Origin of the sequence: Nocardia sp. NPDC019323 (assembly GCF_044389845.1) — a bacterium.
Taxonomy (GTDB): Bacteria; Actinomycetota; Actinomycetes; order Mycobacteriales; family Mycobacteriaceae; genus Nocardia; species Nocardia implantans.
This window is the reverse complement of sequence record NZ_JBIRYN010000014.1, coordinates 88,969-110,679: the sequence shown is the minus strand read 5'-3', so window position 1 is coordinate 110,679 and position 21,711 is coordinate 88,969. Positions and strand designations below refer to the sequence as shown.

Annotated in this window: 19 protein-coding genes; 3 read left to right on the top strand and 16 right to left on the bottom strand. The window is 69.4% G+C overall.

The features are described from left to right. Positions 1 to 424 precede the first annotated feature (424 nt). Both ACH49X_RS32275 and ACH49X_RS32270 read left to right on the top strand, forming a co-directional pair. Entirely contained in the window at positions 425 to 1,225 is an 801-nt protein-coding gene (locus tag ACH49X_RS32275; RefSeq protein WP_195082992.1) for a MerR family transcriptional regulator, read from the top strand. After that, positions 1,222 to 2,079, top strand: coding sequence for a hypothetical protein (locus ACH49X_RS32270; protein ID WP_357208703.1), 858 nt, complete (start codon positions 1,222 to 1,224; stop codon positions 2,077 to 2,079). Before ACH49X_RS32275 ends, ACH49X_RS32270 begins: the two co-directional genes overlap by 4 nt. An 887-nt stretch (positions 2,080 to 2,966) precedes the next feature. On the opposite strand, the gene ACH49X_RS32265 is transcribed toward ACH49X_RS32270, so the two are convergent. The 9 genes from ACH49X_RS32265 to ACH49X_RS32225 all read right to left on the bottom strand — a co-directional run bounded on the left by ACH49X_RS32265 (position 2,967) and on the right by ACH49X_RS32225 (position 12,200). Beyond that, positions 2,967 to 3,995 (bottom strand): methyltransferase, encoded by a 1,029-nt coding sequence (locus ACH49X_RS32265; protein ID WP_357208701.1) that lies wholly within the window; start codon positions 3,993 to 3,995, stop codon positions 2,967 to 2,969. A gap of 45 nt (positions 3,996 to 4,040) precedes the next feature. Then, positions 4,041 to 5,810, bottom strand: a complete 1,770-nt coding sequence (locus ACH49X_RS32260) for a GAF domain-containing sensor histidine kinase (protein ID WP_357208699.1) — start codon at positions 5,808 to 5,810, stop codon at positions 4,041 to 4,043. Positions 5,811 to 5,856: 46 nt separating this feature from the next. After that, positions 5,857 to 6,513: a response regulator gene (locus tag ACH49X_RS32255; RefSeq protein WP_195082996.1), complete on the bottom strand. Its 657-nt coding sequence runs from the start codon at positions 6,511 to 6,513 to the stop codon at positions 5,857 to 5,859. A 185-nt stretch (positions 6,514 to 6,698) separates the two neighbouring features. After that, complete coding sequence (locus tag ACH49X_RS32250) at positions 6,699 to 7,355, bottom strand: DUF2267 domain-containing protein (protein WP_357208698.1); 657 nt, start codon at positions 7,353 to 7,355, stop codon at positions 6,699 to 6,701. Positions 7,356 to 7,478: 123 nt separating this feature from the next. Continuing rightward, entirely contained in the window at positions 7,479 to 8,390 is a 912-nt protein-coding gene (locus ACH49X_RS32245; RefSeq protein ID WP_195082998.1) for a GyrI-like domain-containing protein, read from the bottom strand. 44 nt (positions 8,391 to 8,434) lie between these two features. After that, a complete protein-coding gene (locus ACH49X_RS32240; RefSeq protein ID WP_195082999.1) occupies positions 8,435 to 9,442 on the bottom strand; it encodes an Acg family FMN-binding oxidoreductase in 1,008 nt (335 codons plus the stop codon). A gap of 101 nt (positions 9,443 to 9,543) precedes the next feature. After that, positions 9,544 to 9,732 (bottom strand): hypothetical protein, encoded by a 189-nt coding sequence (locus ACH49X_RS32235; RefSeq protein ID WP_324722491.1) that lies wholly within the window; start codon positions 9,730 to 9,732, stop codon positions 9,544 to 9,546. 164 nt (positions 9,733 to 9,896) lie between these two features. Next, complete coding sequence (locus ACH49X_RS32230; protein ID WP_357208696.1) at positions 9,897 to 10,892, bottom strand: Acg family FMN-binding oxidoreductase; 996 nt, start codon at positions 10,890 to 10,892, stop codon at positions 9,897 to 9,899. 423 nt (positions 10,893 to 11,315) lie between these two features. Next, positions 11,316 to 12,200, bottom strand: a complete 885-nt coding sequence (locus tag ACH49X_RS32225; RefSeq protein WP_357208694.1) for an MBL fold metallo-hydrolase — start codon at positions 12,198 to 12,200, stop codon at positions 11,316 to 11,318. Positions 12,201 to 12,482: 282 nt separating this feature from the next. Between ACH49X_RS32225 and ACH49X_RS32220 the strand changes: the two genes are divergently transcribed. Beyond that, positions 12,483 to 13,160, top strand: a complete 678-nt coding sequence (locus ACH49X_RS32220) for a phosphate uptake regulator PhoU (RefSeq protein WP_195083002.1) — start codon at positions 12,483 to 12,485, stop codon at positions 13,158 to 13,160. A gap of 113 nt (positions 13,161 to 13,273) precedes the next feature. Here the strand turns inward: ACH49X_RS32220 and katG are convergent, their stop codons facing one another. The 7 genes from katG to ACH49X_RS32185 form a co-directional block, all read right to left on the bottom strand. Then, positions 13,274 to 15,505 (bottom strand): catalase/peroxidase HPI, encoded by a 2,232-nt coding sequence (gene katG / locus ACH49X_RS32215; protein WP_357109826.1) that lies wholly within the window; start codon positions 15,503 to 15,505, stop codon positions 13,274 to 13,276. A gap of 35 nt (positions 15,506 to 15,540) precedes the next feature. Next, positions 15,541 to 15,984, bottom strand: a complete 444-nt coding sequence (locus ACH49X_RS32210; RefSeq protein WP_195083004.1) for a Fur family transcriptional regulator — start codon at positions 15,982 to 15,984, stop codon at positions 15,541 to 15,543. Between the two features lie 546 nt (positions 15,985 to 16,530). Then, complete coding sequence (locus ACH49X_RS32205) at positions 16,531 to 17,700, bottom strand: zinc-dependent alcohol dehydrogenase (protein WP_195083005.1); 1,170 nt, start codon at positions 17,698 to 17,700, stop codon at positions 16,531 to 16,533. 12 nt (positions 17,701 to 17,712) lie between these two features. Beyond that, complete coding sequence (locus ACH49X_RS32200) at positions 17,713 to 18,234, bottom strand: SRPBCC family protein (RefSeq protein WP_357109829.1); 522 nt, start codon at positions 18,232 to 18,234, stop codon at positions 17,713 to 17,715. A gap of 167 nt (positions 18,235 to 18,401) precedes the next feature. After that, positions 18,402 to 19,163 (bottom strand): enoyl-CoA hydratase, encoded by a 762-nt coding sequence (locus tag ACH49X_RS32195; protein WP_195083007.1) that lies wholly within the window; start codon positions 19,161 to 19,163, stop codon positions 18,402 to 18,404. A gap of 121 nt (positions 19,164 to 19,284) precedes the next feature. Then, a complete protein-coding gene (pcaD, locus tag ACH49X_RS32190; RefSeq protein WP_397071700.1) occupies positions 19,285 to 20,451 on the bottom strand; it encodes a 3-oxoadipate enol-lactonase in 1,167 nt (388 codons plus the stop codon). A 33-nt stretch (positions 20,452 to 20,484) separates the two neighbouring features. Next, on the bottom strand, positions 20,485 to 21,669 hold the full coding sequence (locus ACH49X_RS32185) for a 4-hydroxybenzoate 3-monooxygenase (RefSeq protein WP_357208693.1): 1,185 nt from the start codon (positions 21,667 to 21,669) through the stop codon (positions 20,485 to 20,487). Positions 21,670 to 21,711 lie beyond the last annotated feature (42 nt).

Sequence of the window (21,711 nt, the reverse complement as noted above, 5' to 3'; positions counted from 1 at the left end):
CGCCGAACAACAGGCCTCCACGAGCTCACGCTCGAGGAGACCGCAACTGCCCGGATCCTCCACTACGAAAAGCTGGATCCTTGACCATCGGCCCGAACCAGCGATAGACCTGGGCTGCAAAGTTGAGCAACGAAGAGAAGCCCTGCTCGCGTGCAGGTCCGTCGACCATCAGAGCACTCCGCCAGAGCGCGACCAACACCGCCGACAACCATCTGCGAGGGGACAAAGCGCCCGCGTCATGAGGGCGAAGTGACGTCACTATTCGCCGTCACGATCACGGCTGAACTGACACACGCGGCTTCCGATTTCACCGATAACCGACGCCGGAATTCACTGGCACAACCACGCCCGGTCGCACAGCGGTGCACGGCTGCTGCGAATCTTCGCTTGACATTGTCGCGGCGACAACGTTTTCACTGGTGCTATGCGGATCAGAGAACTCGCCGACGCCGTCGGCATCACCACCCGTGCCGTGCGGTACTACCACCGCATCGGACTGCTGCCGGAACCCCCGCGCCAACCCAACGGTTACCGTCGATACTCGCTGCGCGACGCTGTCGAGCTCGCTCGGATCCGCCGTCTCGCCGAGCTGGGTTTGAACTTGGACGAGGTCGGTGACGTCCTGGCCGAGGACGCGGGCAAGGACTTGGTCGAAGTGCTCGTCGAGCTGGAGGCGGACCTGGCGCGCCAGGAGGCGTCCATCCGACAGCGCCGCGCCCGCTTGGCGCAGCTGCTGCGGCAGGCGGAGGAGGGCGGCGGGCTGTCCGCCGACGCGCCGGTTTCCCCGGCGCTGGCCGCGCTGTTCGACGACATGGCCCGCGCCGGCGCCCGCCATCCCGGTCCGGAGCCGGCGATGGCGGTCAAAGAACGCGAGCTGCTGGCGCTGCTGGAGACCAGCGCACCGGTCGATGACGGGTGGCTCGACGGCATGATGCGCGCGCTGAGGGCTGATCCGGAGGCCATGACGCGCGCGTATGAGATCTATGTCCAGCTCGACGAGCTGTCGGGACTACCCGAGGACGATCCTCGGGTGGAGCAGGCAGCCCGTGCCGTTGTCGCCGCCATGCCGGAGGGGATGCTGGAGGCGCTGAGCTTTCCTGGCGATCAGCAGCTGGAGCCGCCGGGCGGGAATGGTTTCGCCGAAGCGTTTTTCGCGGACTTCGCACCGGCGCAGGCGGCGGCGATACGTCGCGCCATCGAATTGCTGCAGGAGCGGGGACGATGAAGGGACTGTCGGCGCTGCGCACGGCCGTGCGGTGGTCATTCGCGGCGGTGCTGCCCGGCGAATCTGCGCTCGTCGTTTGCCTGGTGTCCGGGACATCCATCGCACCGCCTGTGCGGTTGGCCGTGGAGCTATCGGTGTTCGCCGTGCTGACGGCGGCGGCCACGCTGCTGGCCCTGGACTCCCACCGGCGCCGCCGCGCCGCCCTGACCTGGCGTCAGGCGATCACGGCTGCCGTCACGGATCTGGTTCCCGCGGTCGTACGCAAGCTCGTCGCGCACGAGTTCGCTCTCGTCACCAGCTTTCTGCGCTGGGCAACTCGTCGCGGTCCCCACGGTGTGCGCGACGGCGACGTGGCGGTGCCGTACGCCTCCGGGCAGGCGGCCGTCATGTACGGCTTCCTCGTCGTCTGCGTCGTGGAGACTGCGGCTCTCGCGTACCTCATCCCGTGGCCGCTGGTGCACGCGGTCGTCCTCGTCATCGACGTATGGGGGGTCTTCTTCGTCACCGCGTTGCATGCCTCCTGTGTCGTCCGCCCGCACGTCATCGGCGCCGACGGCTCGCTGCGGCTGCGTTACGGGGCGCTGCTCGACATCCACATCCCCGCCGAGCGCATAGCATCCGTCCGCGTGCACCGCCGGTACCCCGACACCCGACTGGCGGCCGTGGACAGCGACGCCGCGGCAGACCTCGCCGTAGCCGGCCAGACGTCGGTCACCGTGTCGCTGACCGAACCGATCGTCTTCACCAGGCCGTTGGGCAAGCCGGCGCGGGCTCGCACCTTCCGCTACTTCGCCGAAGACCCCGCCTCCGCTGTCACCCAACTCCGCGCTCGCGCGTCCCTCGACAGAAGCTGAACCCCGCGTTCCACACATGTGGTCCTCAGGTATCAGCTCAGAATCAATTCTGCGAATGGGGACACTCTTCCGTAGCGAACCCGCAAACCAGCGGCGGATCTACAACCGATCCGACACAAAGGCAGCCGGCGACGGGGGGTTGCGCTCCCTCTGACCGTCTCGAGGTGCGCGGCCACCGACTTCATGCGTACTGCCGCCCTGTTCGTGAGATCGTCGTGGACTCGGTTGCACACCCTGGACATCACCTTCGAAGGCTGACTCAGCGCTGGACGAAAGTAACCCGATCAAACCGGGTTACACCGTTGGGTGGACAGACCCGCGTCACGACGTGACCATCCACCACGGGACAGCCTCCCTCCAGATCGCCGACCGCGCTCTCGCTCTGCCGCCTAAGCTGGCTACCCTCGTTCACCAGCTGGTAGCACAACCACCGCAGCCACACGGCGCTCGCGGCCTCCTTCGAGCGCGCATCGTCCTTGCTGTTCCCCGGTACGAGTCCCAAGTGGCCGCTGGGCGCCAATCGCTTGTGCGGCCAGAACACGCCGAACTCCGGGAGCAGTCGATCGATCCTTGAAGTTCGGAGCATCAGGGGGAGTGGTGCTACCGCCGGAGGGGGTGGGCAAGGTGACTATCACCTCGCGCCGTCCCCGCACGGCAGCGACGGTTACCGCACCGCCTACCCCGGCGCCACCGACACCCGCCTCACTCGTGTCTACGGCGCAGAGCCGGACACCCGGCCGTACCCCGAAGAACGCTCTCGGCGCATCTGGTCCGGCCACCGATTCGACACCCTGGACCTGATCACCTGAGGCGGTCCTCGGCTCGCACGTGCTGTCGCGACGCGGATCGGCGATGAGCGCGGGTAGCCGCGACCATTGTCGGCATTCTCACCCGCCGCCGTTTCGATCGGCCGGGAGCAACTCGACGATCGAGCGCGAGCCGGCCGCGACGACCGAACCGACCCGCAGGCGCGCGGATTCGGCGATCTCGCGCAGTCCGCCCAGCGTGCGTTCCCGGCCGCGGACGTAGCACAGCATCCGCAGGTCTCCTTCGGTGTCCGGTGGGCCGCCGCCGGCATCGCCGATATGGTCCACAACGAGCACCCTTCCGTGCTCCGCGGCCGCGTCGGCGCATCGCCGCAAGATGCGGACGGCGGCCTCGTCGTCCCAGTCGTGCAGGACACCGGAGAGCAGATAACCGCCCGCTCCGGCGGGAAGGGGATCGAAGAAGCTGCCCACTCGCGCGTCGGCCCGGTGCTCGAGGCCCGCGGCGCGAATGGCCCGCCGGGCGCGAGCCGCCGGGCCCGCCAAGTCGACCACCGTCCCGCGCAATGCGTCATGGGCGCGAAGAAGGGCGATGAGCAAGCTGGCATCGCCTCCACCGACATCGATGACGTGACCGAGCGCGCCCCACGGGTAGGCGCCGGCCACCAGCGGGGCGTCGGCCACCAAACGGGCCCCCATCAGAGCGTCGAACGACGCGCCCAGCGCCGGATCGGCGGACAGGTCCTCCCAGAACGGCCGGCCGAACTGCCGCGGAAAAGCGGGCTCGCCGGTGCGGACGGTGTGCAACAGGTGGACGAAGCACAGATCGGCGCGCCCGAAGGCGCCCTCCAGATCGAGCCAGCGTCGCACGCCTTCCGGATGATCGTCACGCAGGCGCTCACCCAGCGACGTCAGCCCGTAGCCGCCGCTACCCTGACGAGCGAGCACGCCCGCGGTCACCAGGTGCTCCAGCACACGCGCCAGCGCGTCCCGGTCCGCGTCCACCGCTGCGGCGAGCGCCTCGCTCGTGCGCCTGCCCGCGGCGACGTGGTCGGCCAGCCGCAACGTCGCCGCCACGCGGATGGCCATCGGCGTCACGAGGTCGGCGGCCGCCCACAGCGCCCCACCCCATTCGGTCGGTTCCTCGGCCATGGCCCTCCTCGCTCGTCGGCTCCGGCTCGCCGCTCGCCGCGACGGTCAGCGCAGCGGCACCTGCCAGCACAACCGGGTGCCCGCGGCACGCCCGTCCGGCCCGGTTCCGGCCGTGAGGGTGAAAGTCCCGGCCGCTTCCTCGGCACGCCTGGCGAGATTCGTCAGGCCGCTCGGGGCGACATCGGGCGGCAGCCCGCAGCCGTGGTCCTCGACGACGATGATCAGATCGTCGGCCACCGTGATGTCGATCGTGACCGCGTCGGCGCCGGAGTGTCGGACGGCGTTGCTGACCGCTTCGCGGACCACGGCTTCGGCGTGATCGGCGAGTTCGGGGTCGATGACCGAAAGCGGTCCGCTGATGCGCACGGACGTGCGGATGCCACTGGGGGCGGTCTGCTGGCGGATGGCTTCCTCGATGCGCCTGCGCACCCGCGCGCTGTCGCTGTTGCCACCGTGCAGGTCGAAGATCGAGGTGCGGATCTCCTGGACGACGTCTTGCAGGTCGTTGATCGCTTCGGTGATGCGTTCGCGCACTTCGGGAACGCGGGTGCGGGGGACGGTGCCCTGCAGGCTCAGTCCGACGGCGAACAGTCGTTGAATGACGTGGTCGTGCAGGTCGCGGGCGATGCGGTCGCGATCGGAGAGGATGTCCAGTTCGCGCATGCGCCGTTGCGCGTCGGCCAGTTGCATCGCCAGAGCGGCCTGGTCGGTGAAGGCGGAGATCAGTTCGAGGATCTCGTTGTCGTAGGGCGCCGATTCCGCCGCCCGCAGCGCGACCAGCACGCCCACCGTGGAGTCGGAGGTCTGCATGGGCAGCACGAGCGCGGGCCCGGCGTCGGGAAAGATCTTGCCGAGATCCGCGCGGCGCGCGTCGTCCACCCGCTGGGGAGAATGCAGCCGGAACGCCTGCCCGATGGTGGTGTCGCCCAAAGGCAGCTCGATGAGCCGCTGATTGGGCGCGACCCCGGCGGTGTGGGTGATCAACAGCTCGGTGATCTCGTCGGGCGGCCCTTCCGAGTCCGGGACCACGGCGAGGTAGGTCCGTGCGGAGCCGGTGAGCCGGTGTGTGGCTTCGACGAGGTGGGTGAGGACCTGGCCGGGGGCGGTGCCCGCGAGGAATTCGGTGGTGATGTCGCGGGTGGCTTCGATCCAGGCCTGGCGGGTGCGGGCGGATTCGTAGAGGTGGGCGTTGTCGATGGCGATGCCCGCGGCGGCGGCGAGGGCGCGCACGATGACCTCGTCGTCTTCGGTGAAGGGTTGGCCGCCCTTCTTCTCGGTGAGGTAGAGGTTGCCGAACACTTCGTCGCGGATGCGGACGGGTACACCGAGGAAGGTGCGCATCGGCGGGTGGTGGGCGGGGAATCCGACCGAGGAGGGGTGGTCGGCGAGGTTGTCGAGCCGGATCGGTTTGGGCTGGCTGAACAACAGTCCGAGGACGCCGTGGCCCTGGGGGAGGTCACCGATCAATTCGCGGGTCGGTTCGTCGATGCCTTCGTAGATGAACTGGGTGAGTTGCTGGTCGTGGCCGCGGATGCCGAGTGCGCCGTAGCGGGCGTCGACCAGCGAGATGGCGGTGTGCACGATGGTGCGCAGCGTGCGGTTGAGATCGAGACCGGAAGTGACGGTGAGCATGGCCTCGACGAGGCCGTCCATGCGGTCACGGGCGTCGATGATCTGTTCGATCCGATCCTTGACCTCGCCGAGCAGTTCGCGCAGCCGCAGTTGCGACAGCGTATCGCGCACGGAATAGGTGTCGGCCGGCGCGAAATCGGTCGTCTGCGCCCCTGGAACGCCGTCGGCGCGGCTGCTGGCCATGACTCAAGACTATTTCACCCGATTGCGGAAATGAACGCCGCCACGGTCAGAAGTCGATGGTGGTGCCCGAAGGCCGGGAACGGAGTTTGGAGGCGTAGACCGCGGCCTGGGTGCGCCGTTCCAGGCCGAGTTTGGCGAGCAGGCGGGACACGTAGTTCTTCACCGTCTTCTCGGCCAGGAACATACGTTGCGCGATCTGGCGGTTGGTCAGTCCTTCGCCGAGCAGGTCGAGCAGTTTGCGTTCCTGATCGGTGAGCCCGGCCAGCGGGCCGTCGTTGTCGGTGTTGGCGCGCAGTCGCTGCATCAGGGCGGCGGCGGCGCGGTTGTCCAGCAGCGACCGCCCCGCGCCGACTTCCTTGATGGCCTTGGCCAGTTCCATGCCCTTGATGTCCTTGACCACGTAGCCGCTGGCTCCGGCGAGGATCGCGTCCAGCATCGCCTGCTCGTCGGTGAACGAGGTGAGGATCAGGCACCGCAGATCGTCGAGCTTGGACAGCAGGTCACGGCAGAGTTCGATGCCGTTGCCGTCGGGCAGGCGCACGTCCAGAACGGCCACGTCCGGCCGGAGCGCCGGGATGCGGGCGAGGGCTTGGGCGACGTCGCCTGCTTCGCCGATCACGGTGAGCTCCGGGTCGTCGGAGAGCAGGTCGGCGAGGCCGCGGCGGACGATCTCATGGTCGTCGACCAGAAAAACCGTGATCATCTAGTGTCCAATCCGGGAGCTGGGGTGGGCTCGACACTACGCATCGGGCGGCCTGCTCGGTACGGACCAAAGTCCCTTCCTGCGTGGCCACCACGAACCCCACACACGCAGGTGATTCGCTCTCGGCGCAAACGTACCGCGCCGGAACGAAGTATCCGGTACGACCGGCCGGAGCCGGGCAGCGATCAGGTCGGCGCTTCGGAGCGGGTGAGCCCTTCGGCGAACAGGATCCGGTGGGCCTGCTGCGCGGCGGAGACCTGCGCGGCGTCGGGCGGCTGGCCACCGGAGAGTTCTTCCAGGCTGCGGGCGAGCACCGCCACCGCGTCGGTGAGCGCCCGCAGCCGGCTGTCCAGTTCATCGACACGAGACGTTTCCGGGGGCGTGACCGCGGTCGCCTGCTCGTGCATGGTGCCCGCGAGGTCGGCTCCGCGCAGTACGGCCCGCAGATCTTCCGGCAGCAGCGCGAACACGTGATCGAGCTGGCCGGGCGAGAACAAGTCGGCCAGCGCTTCGGTCACCGCCCCCGCGAGGGCGTAGGCCTCGTCCCGGGAGACGCCCGCTTCCTGCGCGAACTGGTCGAGGAAGGACGGCACGTCGTGCGGGAAGGGCACGTGGGCGGGCACCCACCCCTCGTAGAAGATCCCGCGCAGCAGTTCGGGCAGCTGGGCGCTGAGGTGGGCGGCCGCGTTGACACCGATGCGGTCACGCACCGTGTGCAGCCAGGCACGCAGTGCGCGGTGCGCGAATGCGCGGTCTTCGGTGGCGAGTTCGTCGGTCAGAGTGCGCAGCCACTCGTGCGCGGTGTGCACCGCGGGTGCGAGGGGGTCGCGGTGGTAGCTCATGACGTGTGCCTTTCCCGGGTGGATCGTGGTTGAGGTGCCATATCCACGCTGCTCGTCTGATCCCGGGACCGGTGAGAGGACTCGTACCCGCACTGACGGGACCATGGTCACCCGGACGCCGGATCACGTCCGCGCGGGCATCGAGTCGCGCAGGGTCGCCACAGCGGCGGCCAGCTGTCGCCGCAGCTCCCCGGCGACGGACCGCAGCCCCGGCGCGGCGGTGACGCAGACCAGCAGCTCCGGATCGGCCACCTCGACCTGCGTGCCGGTGCCGGTCGAACGCACCACGACACCGGCCGAGAACATCGCCCCCGCGTGGCGGTCGGCCAGCAGCGCCCGGTGGGTCAGCCGCGGATGGCAGACGCTCAGCAGCAGGTAGTTCTCGATCTGTTCGCCGATCTGCTCGCGCAGCGTCGCCCGCAGGTCCACTTCGGCGAGCACAACCAGTTCCGCACCGCGCAGGGCATCCCTGGTCCTGCGCACCGTCTCGTCGAAGGGTGCGTCGAGGTGCACCGCGACGGTGGCGACGGGGGCGACGGGCAACCTGATCTCGGTGAGCAGGCGCCGGGGGTCGGTGACCTCGTCCGGACCGACGAGGTAGGCCTCGGTGGGCGGGCCGATCGACCGGTAACCGCTGTCGCGCAACCATTCCCGCAGCGCCTGATAGGCCGCGCCGAGGTCGCGGTAGCTGCCGCGGTGGCAGGTTCGGGCGACCAGAGTTCCCGGCTGGACGACTACTTGCGCGCCGGAACCGGGCCCGAGGTTGGGCGCGGGCTCCACGGCGACGCCGAATTCCACCGCGACCGCCTCGCCTTCGGGCGGGTCGTCGCGGAAGGTGATCGTCGGCGCGCCGCTGGCGACCAACCCGGCCCGCCGCACGACGCGGGTCACTTCCCGCATTCCCTCGGCGATGTCCTCGCCGAGCAGGCCCGGGTCGGCACGCAGCCCGCGTGCCATCCGCAGCACCGTTTCCGGTGCCGCCTCCACCAGGGCGATCTGATACTCCACCGCGTCCTCCTCGATTCGTCGTGCCATGGGCGCGGGCCGCCCGCCCTTCCGGGCGCCGGTGGCCGCGGGTTTCAGCGAGAGCCGGTGACGGTGAAGACGTCCGTGACCGGTCGCCGGGGAGTCGGCGGGACCAGGTCCGCGTCGTCGGGCGCGGTGCCGACCCGCAGCAGCACTTGAGGTGTCGCAGGGCGGGGAACCAGGCCCGCGAGCAGCCCTCTGGTCGTCGGCAGCTCGGTGACATGGGTGAGCGCGCAGGTCGCCAGGCCCGCGGCGGTGCATTCCAGCAGCACGGCCGACAAAGCCTCACCGGTGCGCAGCCACCGCGGCACCGAATCGCCCTCGGTGCCGAGCAGCACCAGCCGCGCGCGATCGTCGAGTCCGGCCCGTCGCAGCGAGCGCGGCGCAGGAGGGAACGCGCGCCCGACTCCGACGCGGGCGAACTCCGCATCGGACACCAGCGCGGAGGTCGGCACGCCTTCCAGCGTCTCCGAACGTCCGGTCCACCACTCCAACTCGGTGCGGTAGAGCAAGTCGTGGTGGCGAAGCGCGCCGATCTGTTCCGAAGCGGCGGCGAGCCGAGGCCGGGCGCTGTCATCGAGGACGTCGAGTTCCACCTCGTGCGGGGAGCTGAGCATCCGCAGCCGGGGCAGCAGGTCGGCGAAGCCCTGCGGTTCGGTCATCGGCAGCCGGTCGGTGCGGCGCCGGTCGATGGCGCGTGCTCGGGCATGGATCCCCTCGGGCGGGTCGGTCCACGGCCGGAATTCGATCACCGCGAGATGGTCGGGCCGCTGCCGGTCCGGTACGCGCACGGTGTCGGTGTGCCAGCCTAGGTCGGCGAAGACGGTCCTGGCGTGATGCAGTACGGCTCCGCAGCTGATCACCAGTTGCCGGCCGTGCGGGTCGGTCGACGGCAGCAGCCGGTCTGCGTCGGTGTAGAGGTGCAGGCTGGTGCCGTCGAACACCCACCGCCACGGCTGAGTGTTGTGCACCGAAGGCGCCCGGGTGGCAAGCCGCAGGGCGGCGAGGATTTCCCGATGGCCGGGTACCGGGAGGGCGGGCGCTTCGTCGTTCGCGGTCATGGTTCGAGTCTTCGCGGGATCGGGTCGGGCGAATACGGGCGTTGCGCCCGCCACGCAGGGTCCTTGGTCACCGTCGTTGCCGCGGTTTCGGCGTGGCCGGCTTACTCATCGGTCTGCGCCACCCGCGCACGCAGTGTCGTCACGCCCCACCACAACAGCCGCAGCGCGAGACCGGCGTAGATGAGAACGGCGAAGTACACCAGGGTCGCGCCGTAGTCGCGGGCCCAGGCCGGTAGCAAGACGACCAGCGCGACGAGCATGCCGATCAGCATGATCGAAGCGACCACCACCGCGGGAACCGCCAGCGGCGCGGCATCCGGGTCCGGTGCTCTACCGGGCGGGGGACGAGGTGAACGGCGCAGTGACATAGCACACAGCTTGCTCACGCGGAGGATGCGACGGGAGGGTACTGCTGCCCGAAACGCGGGGGCGAACGTCCCGAGGCGGTGTGTCCTCAGTCCACCCCGCCCGCCGGGCCGGACATTTCGAGGATCTCCGCGAGCGGGCGGCGCGGCGTCTGCGGAACGTCCTGCCCGGAATCGGGCGCCGAGCCGACCCGCACCAGCACCTGCGGCAAGCCGAAACCGCCGGTCAGGGTACGGACCAGCGCACGGCTCTGTGAAACCTCGGTCAGGTGGGTCAGCGGACAGGTCGTGTACCCGGCGAGGGTGCACTCCAGCAGTACCGTGGACAGCACCTCACCGCAGTGCACCACGTCGTCAGGGGAGTCGCTGTCGGTGGAGAGGACGAGGATCACCGAATGGTCGTCGGCGACCTCACCGCGCCGCTCACCGGCGACGGTGGGGAATTTCCGGCCCACACTCACCCGCTGCCGTTCCCGCTCGGAGATCAGCGACTCCTTGGGGACACCGGCGTCGGCGACGACATGACCTGTCCACCAGTGCAATTCGGCGTGGTAATCCGGGTCGTAGCGGCGCAGGGACGCGGTCATCTCCGATGCGCGGGCCAGCGTGGGGCGGCTGTCGTCGTGCAGCACGCTCAGCGTGGCGTCGGCGGGATCGAACGTGCTGCGCAGCACGGTTTCGAAATCCGGCCATCCGGGCGGCGCCGCGAACGGCAGCCGGTCGGTGCGCCTGCGCAGGATGGCGTCGGCGCGGGCGCGGTCGCCGTCGGTCACGAAGTGGGCCCGATGGAACGTGATCGTGGCCAGATGATTGCGGCGATTCGGGTTGGGAAAGTGGGCGACGAGGGTGCGCCAGCCGGCAGCGGACATGGCCGCGCGCAGGTGTCCCAGCGCGACACCACAGCTGATCAGCATCTGACGTCCGGTGGTGTCGGTCGCCGGGAGGCGGCGTTCGGGTACGGCGAACAGCCGCAGCGCTTGGCCGTCGAACGTCCAGTGCCAGGGCTGGCTGTTGTGCAGCGACGGCGCCCGGCCGGCGAGGAAGACGGCCTTCTCGATGGTTTCTCCGGTGGGTAGCTCGTTCATAGGGCCGACGGTAGGTCGCCCGCGCCGAGGGGAACACAGTCGTTGGTCCCGGATCTCGTCGCTGGTGGACCCCACCTCAGGCCGTTGCCGCGGACTTTCGTCCCTGGACGGGATATCGGCGGCCTGGATCGCTTGACCGTATGCGGCACGGCGTCGACCAGCAGTGCGCCCGCGGCGAACCGCGCGAGCGTGCGTGTCACGCCACGCGCCGGCATCCTGCCCCGGGACGACAGCCGGCAGTTCCGGGCGCTGCTGGCCGCGTCCGAACTTCCCGCCCCCGCCCGGCGCTTCGGTGGATGACGGAGGGACAGGTGTCAGTGCCATTCAGGACGGCCGGCCCGGCACCGGAAAGAGGCCGAGGTCGGCGTCGAGACGGCCGTCGATGACGAGTGTGGTCCCGCCGATTCCGGTGTGCGTTCGCCGTCAGCGGTGCGCCCATCTCTTCGCCGCGGTGTGGTCGTGGGTGGGGATGACCTCGACATCCGCGGGCAGGCGGTGCAGGCGGTGGATCGCGGCGAATGCGGCGGATCTATCGTGATCGACGAGAAGCCCTGGCAACGGGGGCTTCTCGCGCAGCAGCCCGATCTGCTCCCGGCGCCAGACGGCGTCGCCCGCCAGCAGCACGGTCCCACCGTCGTCCACCGCGAGAACGAGACCGATGCTGCCGGGGGTGTGGCCGGAAAGATCCACCGCCAACACCGAGCCGTCCCCGAAAACGTCGTGGCTGCTCGCGAAGGTGAGAACGGGAGGTCCGTCGAGGTCGATGGATGGCGTCGGTCGTGAGCCGAGCGCCTCGGCGACTCCCATGGGGGCCGTCTCGGGGTCGGTCGCCCAGCTCAGTTCGGCCGTGGTCGCCCGCAGCGCGAGGGATGCCGGTAGGTCGAGCAGTCCGGCCACGTGGTCCCAGTGGATGTGCGTCGCGATCGCGAAGTCGATCGCGTCGACGGGGACGGCGGACAGCGCGAGCGAATCGGCCAGGCCGACAAGCGGTTTGCGCGGAGCGACCAGATCGCGATAGGGGCGGCGCAGCTGCGGCAGCACCCGGGAGTGCACGTCGGCGCACATCGCCGGATCGACGATGAAACGCGCCTGCGGGTGTTCGACGAGAAAGCTGGTCATCGCGATCGCCACCTCGGGCGGCCGCAACGCTCCTTCGATCACTCCGTAGGCCGGAGCGGGCCGCACACCGTGGATCAGCGCGGTCAGCCGGACCCTGGCTCGCGCCGGGGGCAGCCCCGCGTCGGTGAGCGTGCCGAGCAACTGCGTGTCACCGGGCCGGGGGCGCAGCGTGCGCCACGGCATCGACATCCCGGCGACGCAACACGACCACCACGTCCCGGCGGCACCGGTCCGCGCCGTCAACGGCCCCGCTGATGGCAACTCCACACCGGCCCCTCCCAGCCCGGTCGGCAGCGGCGCGGCCGACGAACAGCTTGCTCAGGCGAACCACGATGTTAACTCAGCTTCCGATAGTCGACCGGTGCGCGATTTCCGAGTTTCGCAACGTTGCCCGGTGGGCTTCCGGGAACATCCCGCCCCCGGACACCGGGACCCACCGCGCGTTACCCGGATGCGCGCGATGATGGAACAGTGCGCACCCGCTTCCACGAGCATCTCGAGCAACTCGCCGATCAATTGCGAGCGATGTGCGCGCGCAACCGGGAGGCCATCGCGATGGCCACCGACGCCCTGCTCGGCGCGGACCTGGAGCTGGCCGAGCGCACCATCGACTACTGCGCCGAAACCGTCGCGATGCGCGACGGCGCCGAACACGCCGCGGTGACCCTCCTCGCGCTCGAAGCTCCCGTCGCGGGAGAACTGCGGCGGGTGGTGACGGCACTGCAGCTGGTCGACGACCTCACCCGGATGAGCACGCTGACCGAGCACATCGCCGACACCGCCAGACGCAGGCATCCCGCCGCCGCAGTGCCGGAACCGGTGCGAAACCTGGTGACCCACATGGGCGAGGCGGCCGTCGACCTCGCCGATGCCGCGGTCGGCGTGCTGACCACCGCCGACCCGGGCGACGCCGCGGACCTCGATGCCCGCGACGACACCATGGACGATCTGCACCGCGACCTGCTGGCGGCGATCCTGGCCGAAGGGTGGGACAACGGCACCGCCGCCGCGGTCGACGTCACCCTGCTCGGCCGCTACTACGAACGCTTCGCCGACCACGCCGTCGAAGTCGGCCGCCGCACCCTCTACATGACCACCGGACGCCGGGACGACGAGGCAGCGCGATCCATCCAGCTCCCCGAAACCTGAGTGCCCGTGGCGGATTCGGTGCGCTCGACAGGTCCATCGGACGGGACGACGGGCGACCGGAACGATCCAGGCCGGCCCCCGGAGGGACCGGCCTGGATGTCACCGGATACCGATCAGGCCAGGTCGAACCGATCGTTGTTGGCCACCTTGACCCACGCCGCGACGAAGTCGTCGACGAACTTCGCCCCGGCGTCGGCCTGCGCGTACACCTCGGCCACCGCCCGCAGCACGGAATGCGATCCGAAGACGAGGTCGTTGGCCGTCGCCGTCCACTTGGGCGCGCCGGAGGCGCGGTCGAAGCCCTCGTAGACGTTCTCCGCCGACTCCGACGCCTTCCACTCGGTGTTCTGGTCGAGCAGGTTGACGAAGAAATCGTTCGTCAGCACACCCGGCCGGTCGGTGAACACGCCGTGGTCGGTGCCACCGTAGTTCGCGCCGAGCGCGCGCAGCCCGCCGATGAGCACCGTCAGCTCCGGAGCGGTCACATCCAGCATGTACGCCCGGTCGAGCAGCAGGCGCTCCAGCGGGGCCTTCTCACCGGCCCGCACGTAGTTGCGGAACCCGTCGGCCCGCGGTTCGAGCACCGCGAACGACTCGACATCGGTGTTCTCCTGGGTGGCGTCCGTCCGCCCCGGCGCGAACGGGACCGTGATGTCGTGGCCCGCGTCCTTGGCGGCCTTCTCGATCGCCGCGGACCCGGCCAGGATGATCAGGTCGGCGAGCGAGACCTTCTTGCCGCCTGCGGCCGAACCGTTGAAGTTCTGCTGGATCTGCTCGAGCACCGGCAGCACCTTGGCCAGTTCGTCGGGCTCGTTGACTTCCCAGTTCTTCTGCGGCTCCAGCCGGATGCGAGCGCCGTTGGCGCCGCCGCGCTTGTCGGTGCTGCGGTAGCTGGCCGCCGAGGCCCAGGCGGTCTTGACCAGCTGCGCGACCGACAGGCCGGACTCGAGCACCTTGCTCTTCAGGTCCGCGATGTCCGCCTCATCGATCAGTTCGTGATCGACGGCGGGCACGGGGTCCTGCCACAGCTGCGGCTCGGGAACCCACGGGCCGAGGTAGCGGCTGATCGGTCCCATGTCGCGGTGCAGCAGCTTGTACCACGCCTTGGCGAACGCCTCGGACAGTTCCTCGGGGTGATCGAGCCAGCGGCGGGTGATCTCCCGGTAGATCGGGTCCTCGCGCAGCGCCAAGTCCGTGGTCAGCATGGTCGGCGTGCGCGCGGGCCCACCGAACGGATCCGGGATCGCGCCTTCGCCCGCGCCGTCCTTCGGCTTCCACTGCCAGGCGCCCGCGGGGCTCTTGGTCAGCTCCCACTCGTAGCCGTACAGGTTCTGCAGGAAGCCGTTGCCCCACTTGGTGGGGGTGGAGGTCCAGACGACCTCCAAGCCGCTGGTGATGGCGTCCTTGCCCTTGCCGGTGCCGTAGGCGCTCTTCCAGCCCAGGCCCTGCTGCTCGATCGGGGCGCCTTCCGGCTCGGCGCCGACCAGGCTCGCATCGCCGGCACCGTGGGTCTTGCCGAAGCTGTGGCCGCCCACGATCAGCGCGGCGGTCTCCTCGTCGTTCATCGCCATGCGGCCGAACGTCTCGCGGATGTCGCGGGCCGCGGCCACCGGATCCGGCTGTCCGTTGGGCCCTTCGGGGTTCACATAGATAAGGCCCATCTGGACGGCGCCGAGCGGATTGGCCAGCTCGCGGTCACCGCTGTAGCGCTCGTCGCCGAGCCAGGTGTCCTCCGGACCCCAGAAGACCTCCTCCGGCTCCCAGATGTCCGGGCGGCCGAAGCCGAAGCCGAAGGTCTTGAATCCCATCGTCTCCAGGGCTACGTTGCCCGCGAACACCAGCAGGTCGGCCCAGGAGATCTTGTTGCCGTACTTCTGCTTGACCGGCCACAGCAGCCGGCGCGCCTTGTCGAGATTGGCGTTGTCCGGCCAGCTGTTGAGCGGCGCGAAGCGCTGCGCGCCCTGACCGCCGCCGCCGCGGCCGTCGGAGATGCGGTAGGTGCCCGCGGCATGCCAGCTCATTCGAATGAACAGGCCGCCGTAGTGGCCGTAGTCGGCGGGCCACCAGTCCTGCGAATTGGTCATGACCGCCGCGACGTCGGCCTTGAGGGCGTCGACGTCGAGCTTCTTGAATTCCTCTGGGTAGTTGAAGTCCTCGCCGAGCGGGTTGGACTTGGAGGTGTGGGCGTGCAGCACCGAGACATCGATCTGCTCCGGCCACCAGTCCTTGTTGCTGCGGGGACGATGGTCCGTCTTCGCGGTGGGGGACGGGATCGCCGGGTTCTCGCTCTCGCTCGCGCTGCCGGTCTTGGTGTCAGGATTGGGCGGGCGGCTATCGGATGACACAGCATTCCTTCCTGAATGAGTGATGGGGGCTGTGATCACGAATGTGATCGGGAAGCCTGTGTTTCGACACAGTCGGGGCACAGGCCCCAGTAGATGACCTCGGCCTCGTCGATCGAGAACCCGCTGTCATCGGACGCGGTCAAGCAGGGGGCCTCGCCGATGGCGCAGTCGACATCGGCGATCACCCCGCAAGCTCGGCATACGACGTGATGGTGGTTGTCGCCGACCCGCGATTCGTAGCGGGCGACGGATCCGGACGGCTGGATACGCCGGACCAAGCCGGTGGCGGTGAGCGCGTTCAGCGAGTCGTACACCGTCTGGTGGGACACCTCGGGCAGCGCGGATCGGACAGCGCGGATGATCGACTCCGTGTCGGCGTGTGGGTGGTCGTGCACCGCGCTGAGCACCGCGACCCGCGGACGGGTCACGCGCAGCGAAACTCCTCGCAGCATCTGCTGGAATTCCGAGGCCGTTGGCATGCACGGAAGTCTTGTCCGTTTTCTGGAACGAGTCAAGAGTTTGTTTCGAAGTCGCGCTGTGCTAGCGGCTGTGCGGGTGCCCGCCTCGGGGAACTGCCGGGCAGCGTACCCACTGGGGCACGAGGCGCGGGGGCGTTTGCGCGATTCGATCGCGCCGATGAAGCCGGGCTTGTCCGGCTTCGAACGGGCAACCCTGCGGTACCGCGATCAGCAACCGCTCAGGGGCGGGGATTCGTGCGGGTCCATCGACGACGTTCCCGGTCGCCGGCCGCGGCGCAGCGACGGCAGGTCGCGATCACCTGGTCGGAAGTGTCGGCCAACCACAGCGCCTCGCTCCACGGGACATGCGGGAATCGCGCCAGCCGTGCGCGCGAGAGCGGGATGCCGCACAGCGTTTGATTGGTTCCCGGTAGCCATGCGTGCGTATCGCCGCAGGGGTATCGGATACCGTCGGCATCGATCCACCGGCTCGACGCGGCTACGGCGGGTTCGGTCCGTCCTGCCATATCCGGCGGGTGCCCCGCTCGTCCCGGCGGAAACTCCGGATCACGGCCGGAAAACGGCGCGGATGCAGCCTTCCTTCTTGTGCTTGAAGATGTCGTAGCCGTATACCGCGTCGTCGAGCGGCATGTCGTGGGTGATCAGGTAGGAGGGGTCGAGATCGCCCTGCTGGATGTAGTCGAACATGCGGGGGACGAACCGCTGACCGTATTGCTGTGCGGTGCGGATGGTGAGCCCCTTGTTCGTCACGATGCCCATCGGGAATTTGTCGGTGAGGCCGTAGATGCCGAGCACCGAGACGACTCCGCCTTTCCGGCACGCCAGAATCGCTTCGCGCAGCGGCGTCGCACGATCCGTTTCCAATCGGAGCAGTTGTTTGGCGCGATCGTAGAGCTGCTGCAGGCCGGTGCCGTGCCCCTCCATCCCGACGGCATCGATGCAGGCGTCCGGGCCGCGACCGCCGGTGTTCTCCCGCAGGAATTCCTGGACGCTGTCGACGGCGGTGTAGTCGATCGTCTCCGCGCCGAACTGCTCCTTCGCCACGCGCAGCCGTTCGGGAAAGCGGTCGATGACGAAAACCCGGTCGGCGCCGAGCAGGCGAGCGGTGTGCCCGGCCATCAATCCGACGCCACCGCTGCCCCACACCGCGACGGTGTCTCCGGGGTGGATGTCACAGAATTCCGCGCCCATCAGACCCGTCGGCACGGCATCGGACAGGAACAACGCCTGTTCGTCGGTGATGCCGTCCGGTATACGGAAGCAATTGGTGTCGCCGAAGGGGACACGGACATATTTCGCGTGGGAGCCCTGATAACCGCCGAAGGGATGGGTGTAGCCGTAGATTCCGCCGGTCGGGTAGCCCAGAATCGGTTGCTGTAGAGCGCCGTTCGGATTGGTGGTGTCGCACAGGGAATACAGCTCGTGGTCGCAATACCAGCACGACGAGCATCCGATGAAAGACGGAACCACGACACGGTCGCCGACGGCGATAGAGGTGACTTCGGCGCCGGTTTCCACGACCTCGCCCATGAATTCGTGTCCGAAGACATCACCTTCCCGCATTCCGGGCAGATATCCGTCGATGAAATGCAGATCGGATCCGCAGGTGGTGGTCAGGCGGACCTGGACGATGACATCGTGCGGATTGACCAGCACCGGGTCGGGGACGTCTTCCACGGCGAGGTCGTCGACGCCGTTCCAGCACAGCGCATGCATGTCTCCTCCTGTTCACCGAGCCGACGAGCGCGCGCTCGGATTGTGGGCCAGGGTGGGCATTTCGCCGGTCTGCAGCCGGGCTCGGGCGCGGTAGAGGGCGGTGAACATGCCCGCGCCGGTCAGCAGGTCGGGCAGCGGGGTCTTGGCTCGCATCGTCACCTCGGTACCGAGATCTCGGGGTGCCTCCCGGAAGCTCAGTTCGATTTCGAGACCTTTGCCGAACGCGGTGTCCTGGTCGTCCGCGCCGACGAACCGGAAGTGCCCTTCCTCCTCGCGCAGCGTGGTCTTCCAGGTCGTGCGTCCATCGGCGCCCGCCTGCAGCGTCCATTCGTAGATCGGCGGTGCAGGCGACGCGACTTCGGCGACGTCGCCGAGCACTTCGGACAGGTTCGCCGGGTCGCGCCAGAACTGCTCGACCTCGGCGCGTGGCCGGGCGATGGTCACGGTCTGGCTGCCCGAATAGCTGCCGGCCGATTCGATCACCCGTCCCACGAGATCGCTGAGCAGGTGTTTGGTGTCATCGATGTAGTGCATGGGCCCTCCTCTCGCTCTGCGTGGTCGCAAGCCACCCGGCACACACGAGAAGCGCCGCGCCCTGCGGTTCGGCACGAACTGTCTCGCCAGCGGCTACCCGCCACCGGCGACGCCAAACCGTTTCCCTCCCGCTGCGATGACATTCGCCCGCACCGCAGCGCCGCCGATCATCGCGATCGGCTGATCTCGGCCTGTTTCGCGGCCAGCCGCGCGGCGAATTCCGGCGACTCGAGCGACGCCACCTGTGGCACGATCTCGGCGTCCACCGCGTCGGCGTGCGCGTCGAGGTTCGCGGTGTGGCGCATGGTCCGCTTGGTGGTGATGAGCAGATCGCGCGGCGCTTCGGCCGCGCCCGCGGCGAAGTCGATCGCTCCGGCGAGCAGCGCGTCGTGATCGCCGTCGATCACCCGGTGCGTCAATCCGGCGGCGAGCGCTGCCTCGGCGTCGAGGATCTCGCCGAACAGCGTCATCGCGGCGGCCCGTTGCGGTCCGACGGCGCGTTGCAGCATCCAGGTCATCCCGCCGCCGGGATGCAGGCCGAGCCGCAGGAATCGCGCGTCGAACCGCGCGCGGGGACCGGCGATTCTGACGTCGGCGGCCAACGCGAGATTGAGTCCGGCGCCGACGGCGGCGCCGCCGACCGCCGCGATGGTCGGCAACGCGCAGCGCGCGATCGCGAGGAACCCGTCATAGATCACCCGCAGCCCCTCCTCGCGGGCCGCGCCGAGCGCGCTGAGATCGGCGCCCGCGCAGAAGGCGGGCGGCGTTCCGGTGACGATCACCGCGTGCACGCCGGTATCGCGCTCGGCCGCGGCGACCGCGGCGGCGAGTTGTTCCGACAGCGCCGGTGTCAGCGCGTTTCGCCGATCCGGGTCGTGCACGGTGATGATCGCGACCTTGCCCCGCCGTTCACTGCTGATCTGCGCCATGACCGGATCGTAGGCGCCGGCGGTGTCCGGGAGGCGCCCGGGATCGCATGGATCGGCACCGTACGGGACGCCGCCGGACGGGAGTACCATCGGGCGGCGTCGCCGGGTCGCGCCGGGTGCGTCAGTCGTGCGGAGACGATTCCGTCAGCGCCCGCGCACCGAGGGCGAAGGCGCGGTTGCTGTTCGGTACGCCCGCGTAGATCGCGGTGTGCAGGAACACCTCCGCGAGTTCCGCGGCGGGCACCCCGGCGCGCACTGCGGCCCTGATGTGCATGTCGAGTTCGTGCTCGTTCCCGACCGCCGTGAGGACGGCCAAGGTCAGCAATCGGCGGGTGCGGTGGTCGAGACCGGGGCGGGACCAGATGTCGCCCCACGCGGTCCTGGTGATGAAATCCTGGAACGGAGCGGTGAATTCGGTCATCGCGGCGATCGAACGATCGACATGCGCGTCGCCGAGGACTTCGCGGCGCACCCGCATGCCCTGCTCGAAAGCCGCTGCGCGCTGTGCTCCCAGCGGGGTGGCGCGCTGGATGTGCGACCGGAGGAGAGCGGTCACCGTGCCCGCGCTCTCCACACTCGCCAGGTGCGCGCCCCCCACGATCCGGAATTCGGCCTCCGCTACGCCGTCGGCTATCTCCCGCACCATCTCCGGTGGGGTAGCGGGGTCCTGCGCCCCCGCGATCACCAGGGTCGGCGCGACGATCCGGGCGAGGTCGGCCCGCCCGTCCCACTCGGCGAGCGCGGCACAGCATCCCGCGTAACCCTCCTCGCCGGTGCCCGACACCATCGCTGTGTGCCGGGCCACCAGTTCGGGGTCGCGCCCGGCGAGTTGCGGGGTGAACCACCGGCCGACGACAGCTCCGGCGATCGAGGCCACCCCGTCGGCGCGGACGGTGGCGGCGCGGTCGATCCACCCTTGCGCGGGCAGGAAGACGGCGGCCGTGCACAGCAGAGTCAGACTGCGCACCCGGGCCGGGTGATGCGCCGCGAGCCACTGCCCGACCGCACCGCCCAGGGACAGGCCGACGAAGTGCACCGAATCGAGGTCGAGCGCGTCGAGCAAGGCCAGCGCATCGGCTCCGAGTTCCGCGACGGTGTAGGGGCCCGGGAGAGTGGGCGAGCCGCCGTGGCCGCGATGGTCGTAGGCGATGGTCCGGTACCCGGCCGCCGCGAGCGCCGCGACCTGCGGCTCCCACATCCGCCGATCGCTGCCCAGCGAGCCGCTGAACAGTACGGGAACGCCGCTGTCGGGTCCGTCGACCGCGTAGTCGACCGCGATTGCTTGCACAGTGTCTCCGATCCGATGGCCTAGAGGGGTGGTTCACGAATTGGGCCAGCCGGTGTAGCCCTCGGCGAGGTAGGCCGTCCCCGCGGCGGAACCGACGATGCTGTCCAGTTCGCCGAGCTGACGTCGTTCGTCGAAGTCGCTCGCGCTCGCGACCCGGTGCAGCAGCGTCGTCATCCAGTAGGAGAAATGCTGCGCCTTCCACACCCGGGCGAGCGCGCGATCGGTGTAGCGCGTCAACGCGTCGTCGTCGCCGCGCAGCCCCCGCTCCACCGCTTCCGCGAGTACCCGCACATCGGCCAGGGCCAGGTTGAGCCCTTTGGCGCCGGTGGGCGGAACGGTGTGGGCGGCGTCCCCGGCCAGCAGGAGCCGACCGTGCCGCATGGGGGTCTGCACGAAACTGCGGAACGGCAGCACCGTCCGCTCGATGACGGGCCCCTCGCGCAAGGTGAAGCCGTCCGTCCCCGCCAGCCGCGTCTGCAATTGGTCCCAGATCCGGTCGTCGGACCACGCGGACGGATCCTCGGAGGGATCGCATTGGAAATACATGCGCTGCACGGTTCGCGTGCGCTGGCTGATGAGGGCGAATCCCTGCTCCGAGCGCGCATAGATCAGTTCCGGCGCGCTGGGCGGCGCCTCGACCAGCACGCCGAACCAGGCGAACGGGTACTCGCGGAAGTACCGGGTCGCGCCGCCGACGAGGCCGCGGCACACGCTGCGCGAGCCGTCCGCGCCGATCACCAGATCGGCGCGGATCTCTTGCGGCCGCCCGTCGGCGCCGACGCACCGGACCCGCGGCTCGTCCCGCACGTCGAGCACCTCGGTGCCGGTGACGCCGTAGCGCAGATCGCCGCCGTCGCGCACCCGGGCGCGGTGCAGATCCGCGAAGACCTCGGTCTGGGGATACAGCCAGCACGAGGCGCCCACCGCGTCCTGGAAGTCGATCCGGTGACTCGCCCCGCCGAACCGCAGATCGATGCCGCGGTGCTCGTGTCCCTCCCGCAGCACCCGGTCCGACACCCCTGATTCGACGAGCAGCCGCACGCTGTCGCGTTCGAGGATTCCCGCCCGGTGCGTGTTCTCGATCGCGGTGACCGATCGATTGTCGATCACGGTGTTGTCGATTCCGGCCGAGTGCAGCAGATGCGACAGCATCAGACCGGCCGGGCCGCCTCCCACGATCGCTACCTCGACCCGGGTCGAGCTGTAGGCCACGGACATCGTTGCTCCCTTCTTGCCAGGCCGACGCTAGGGAGCCGGTCT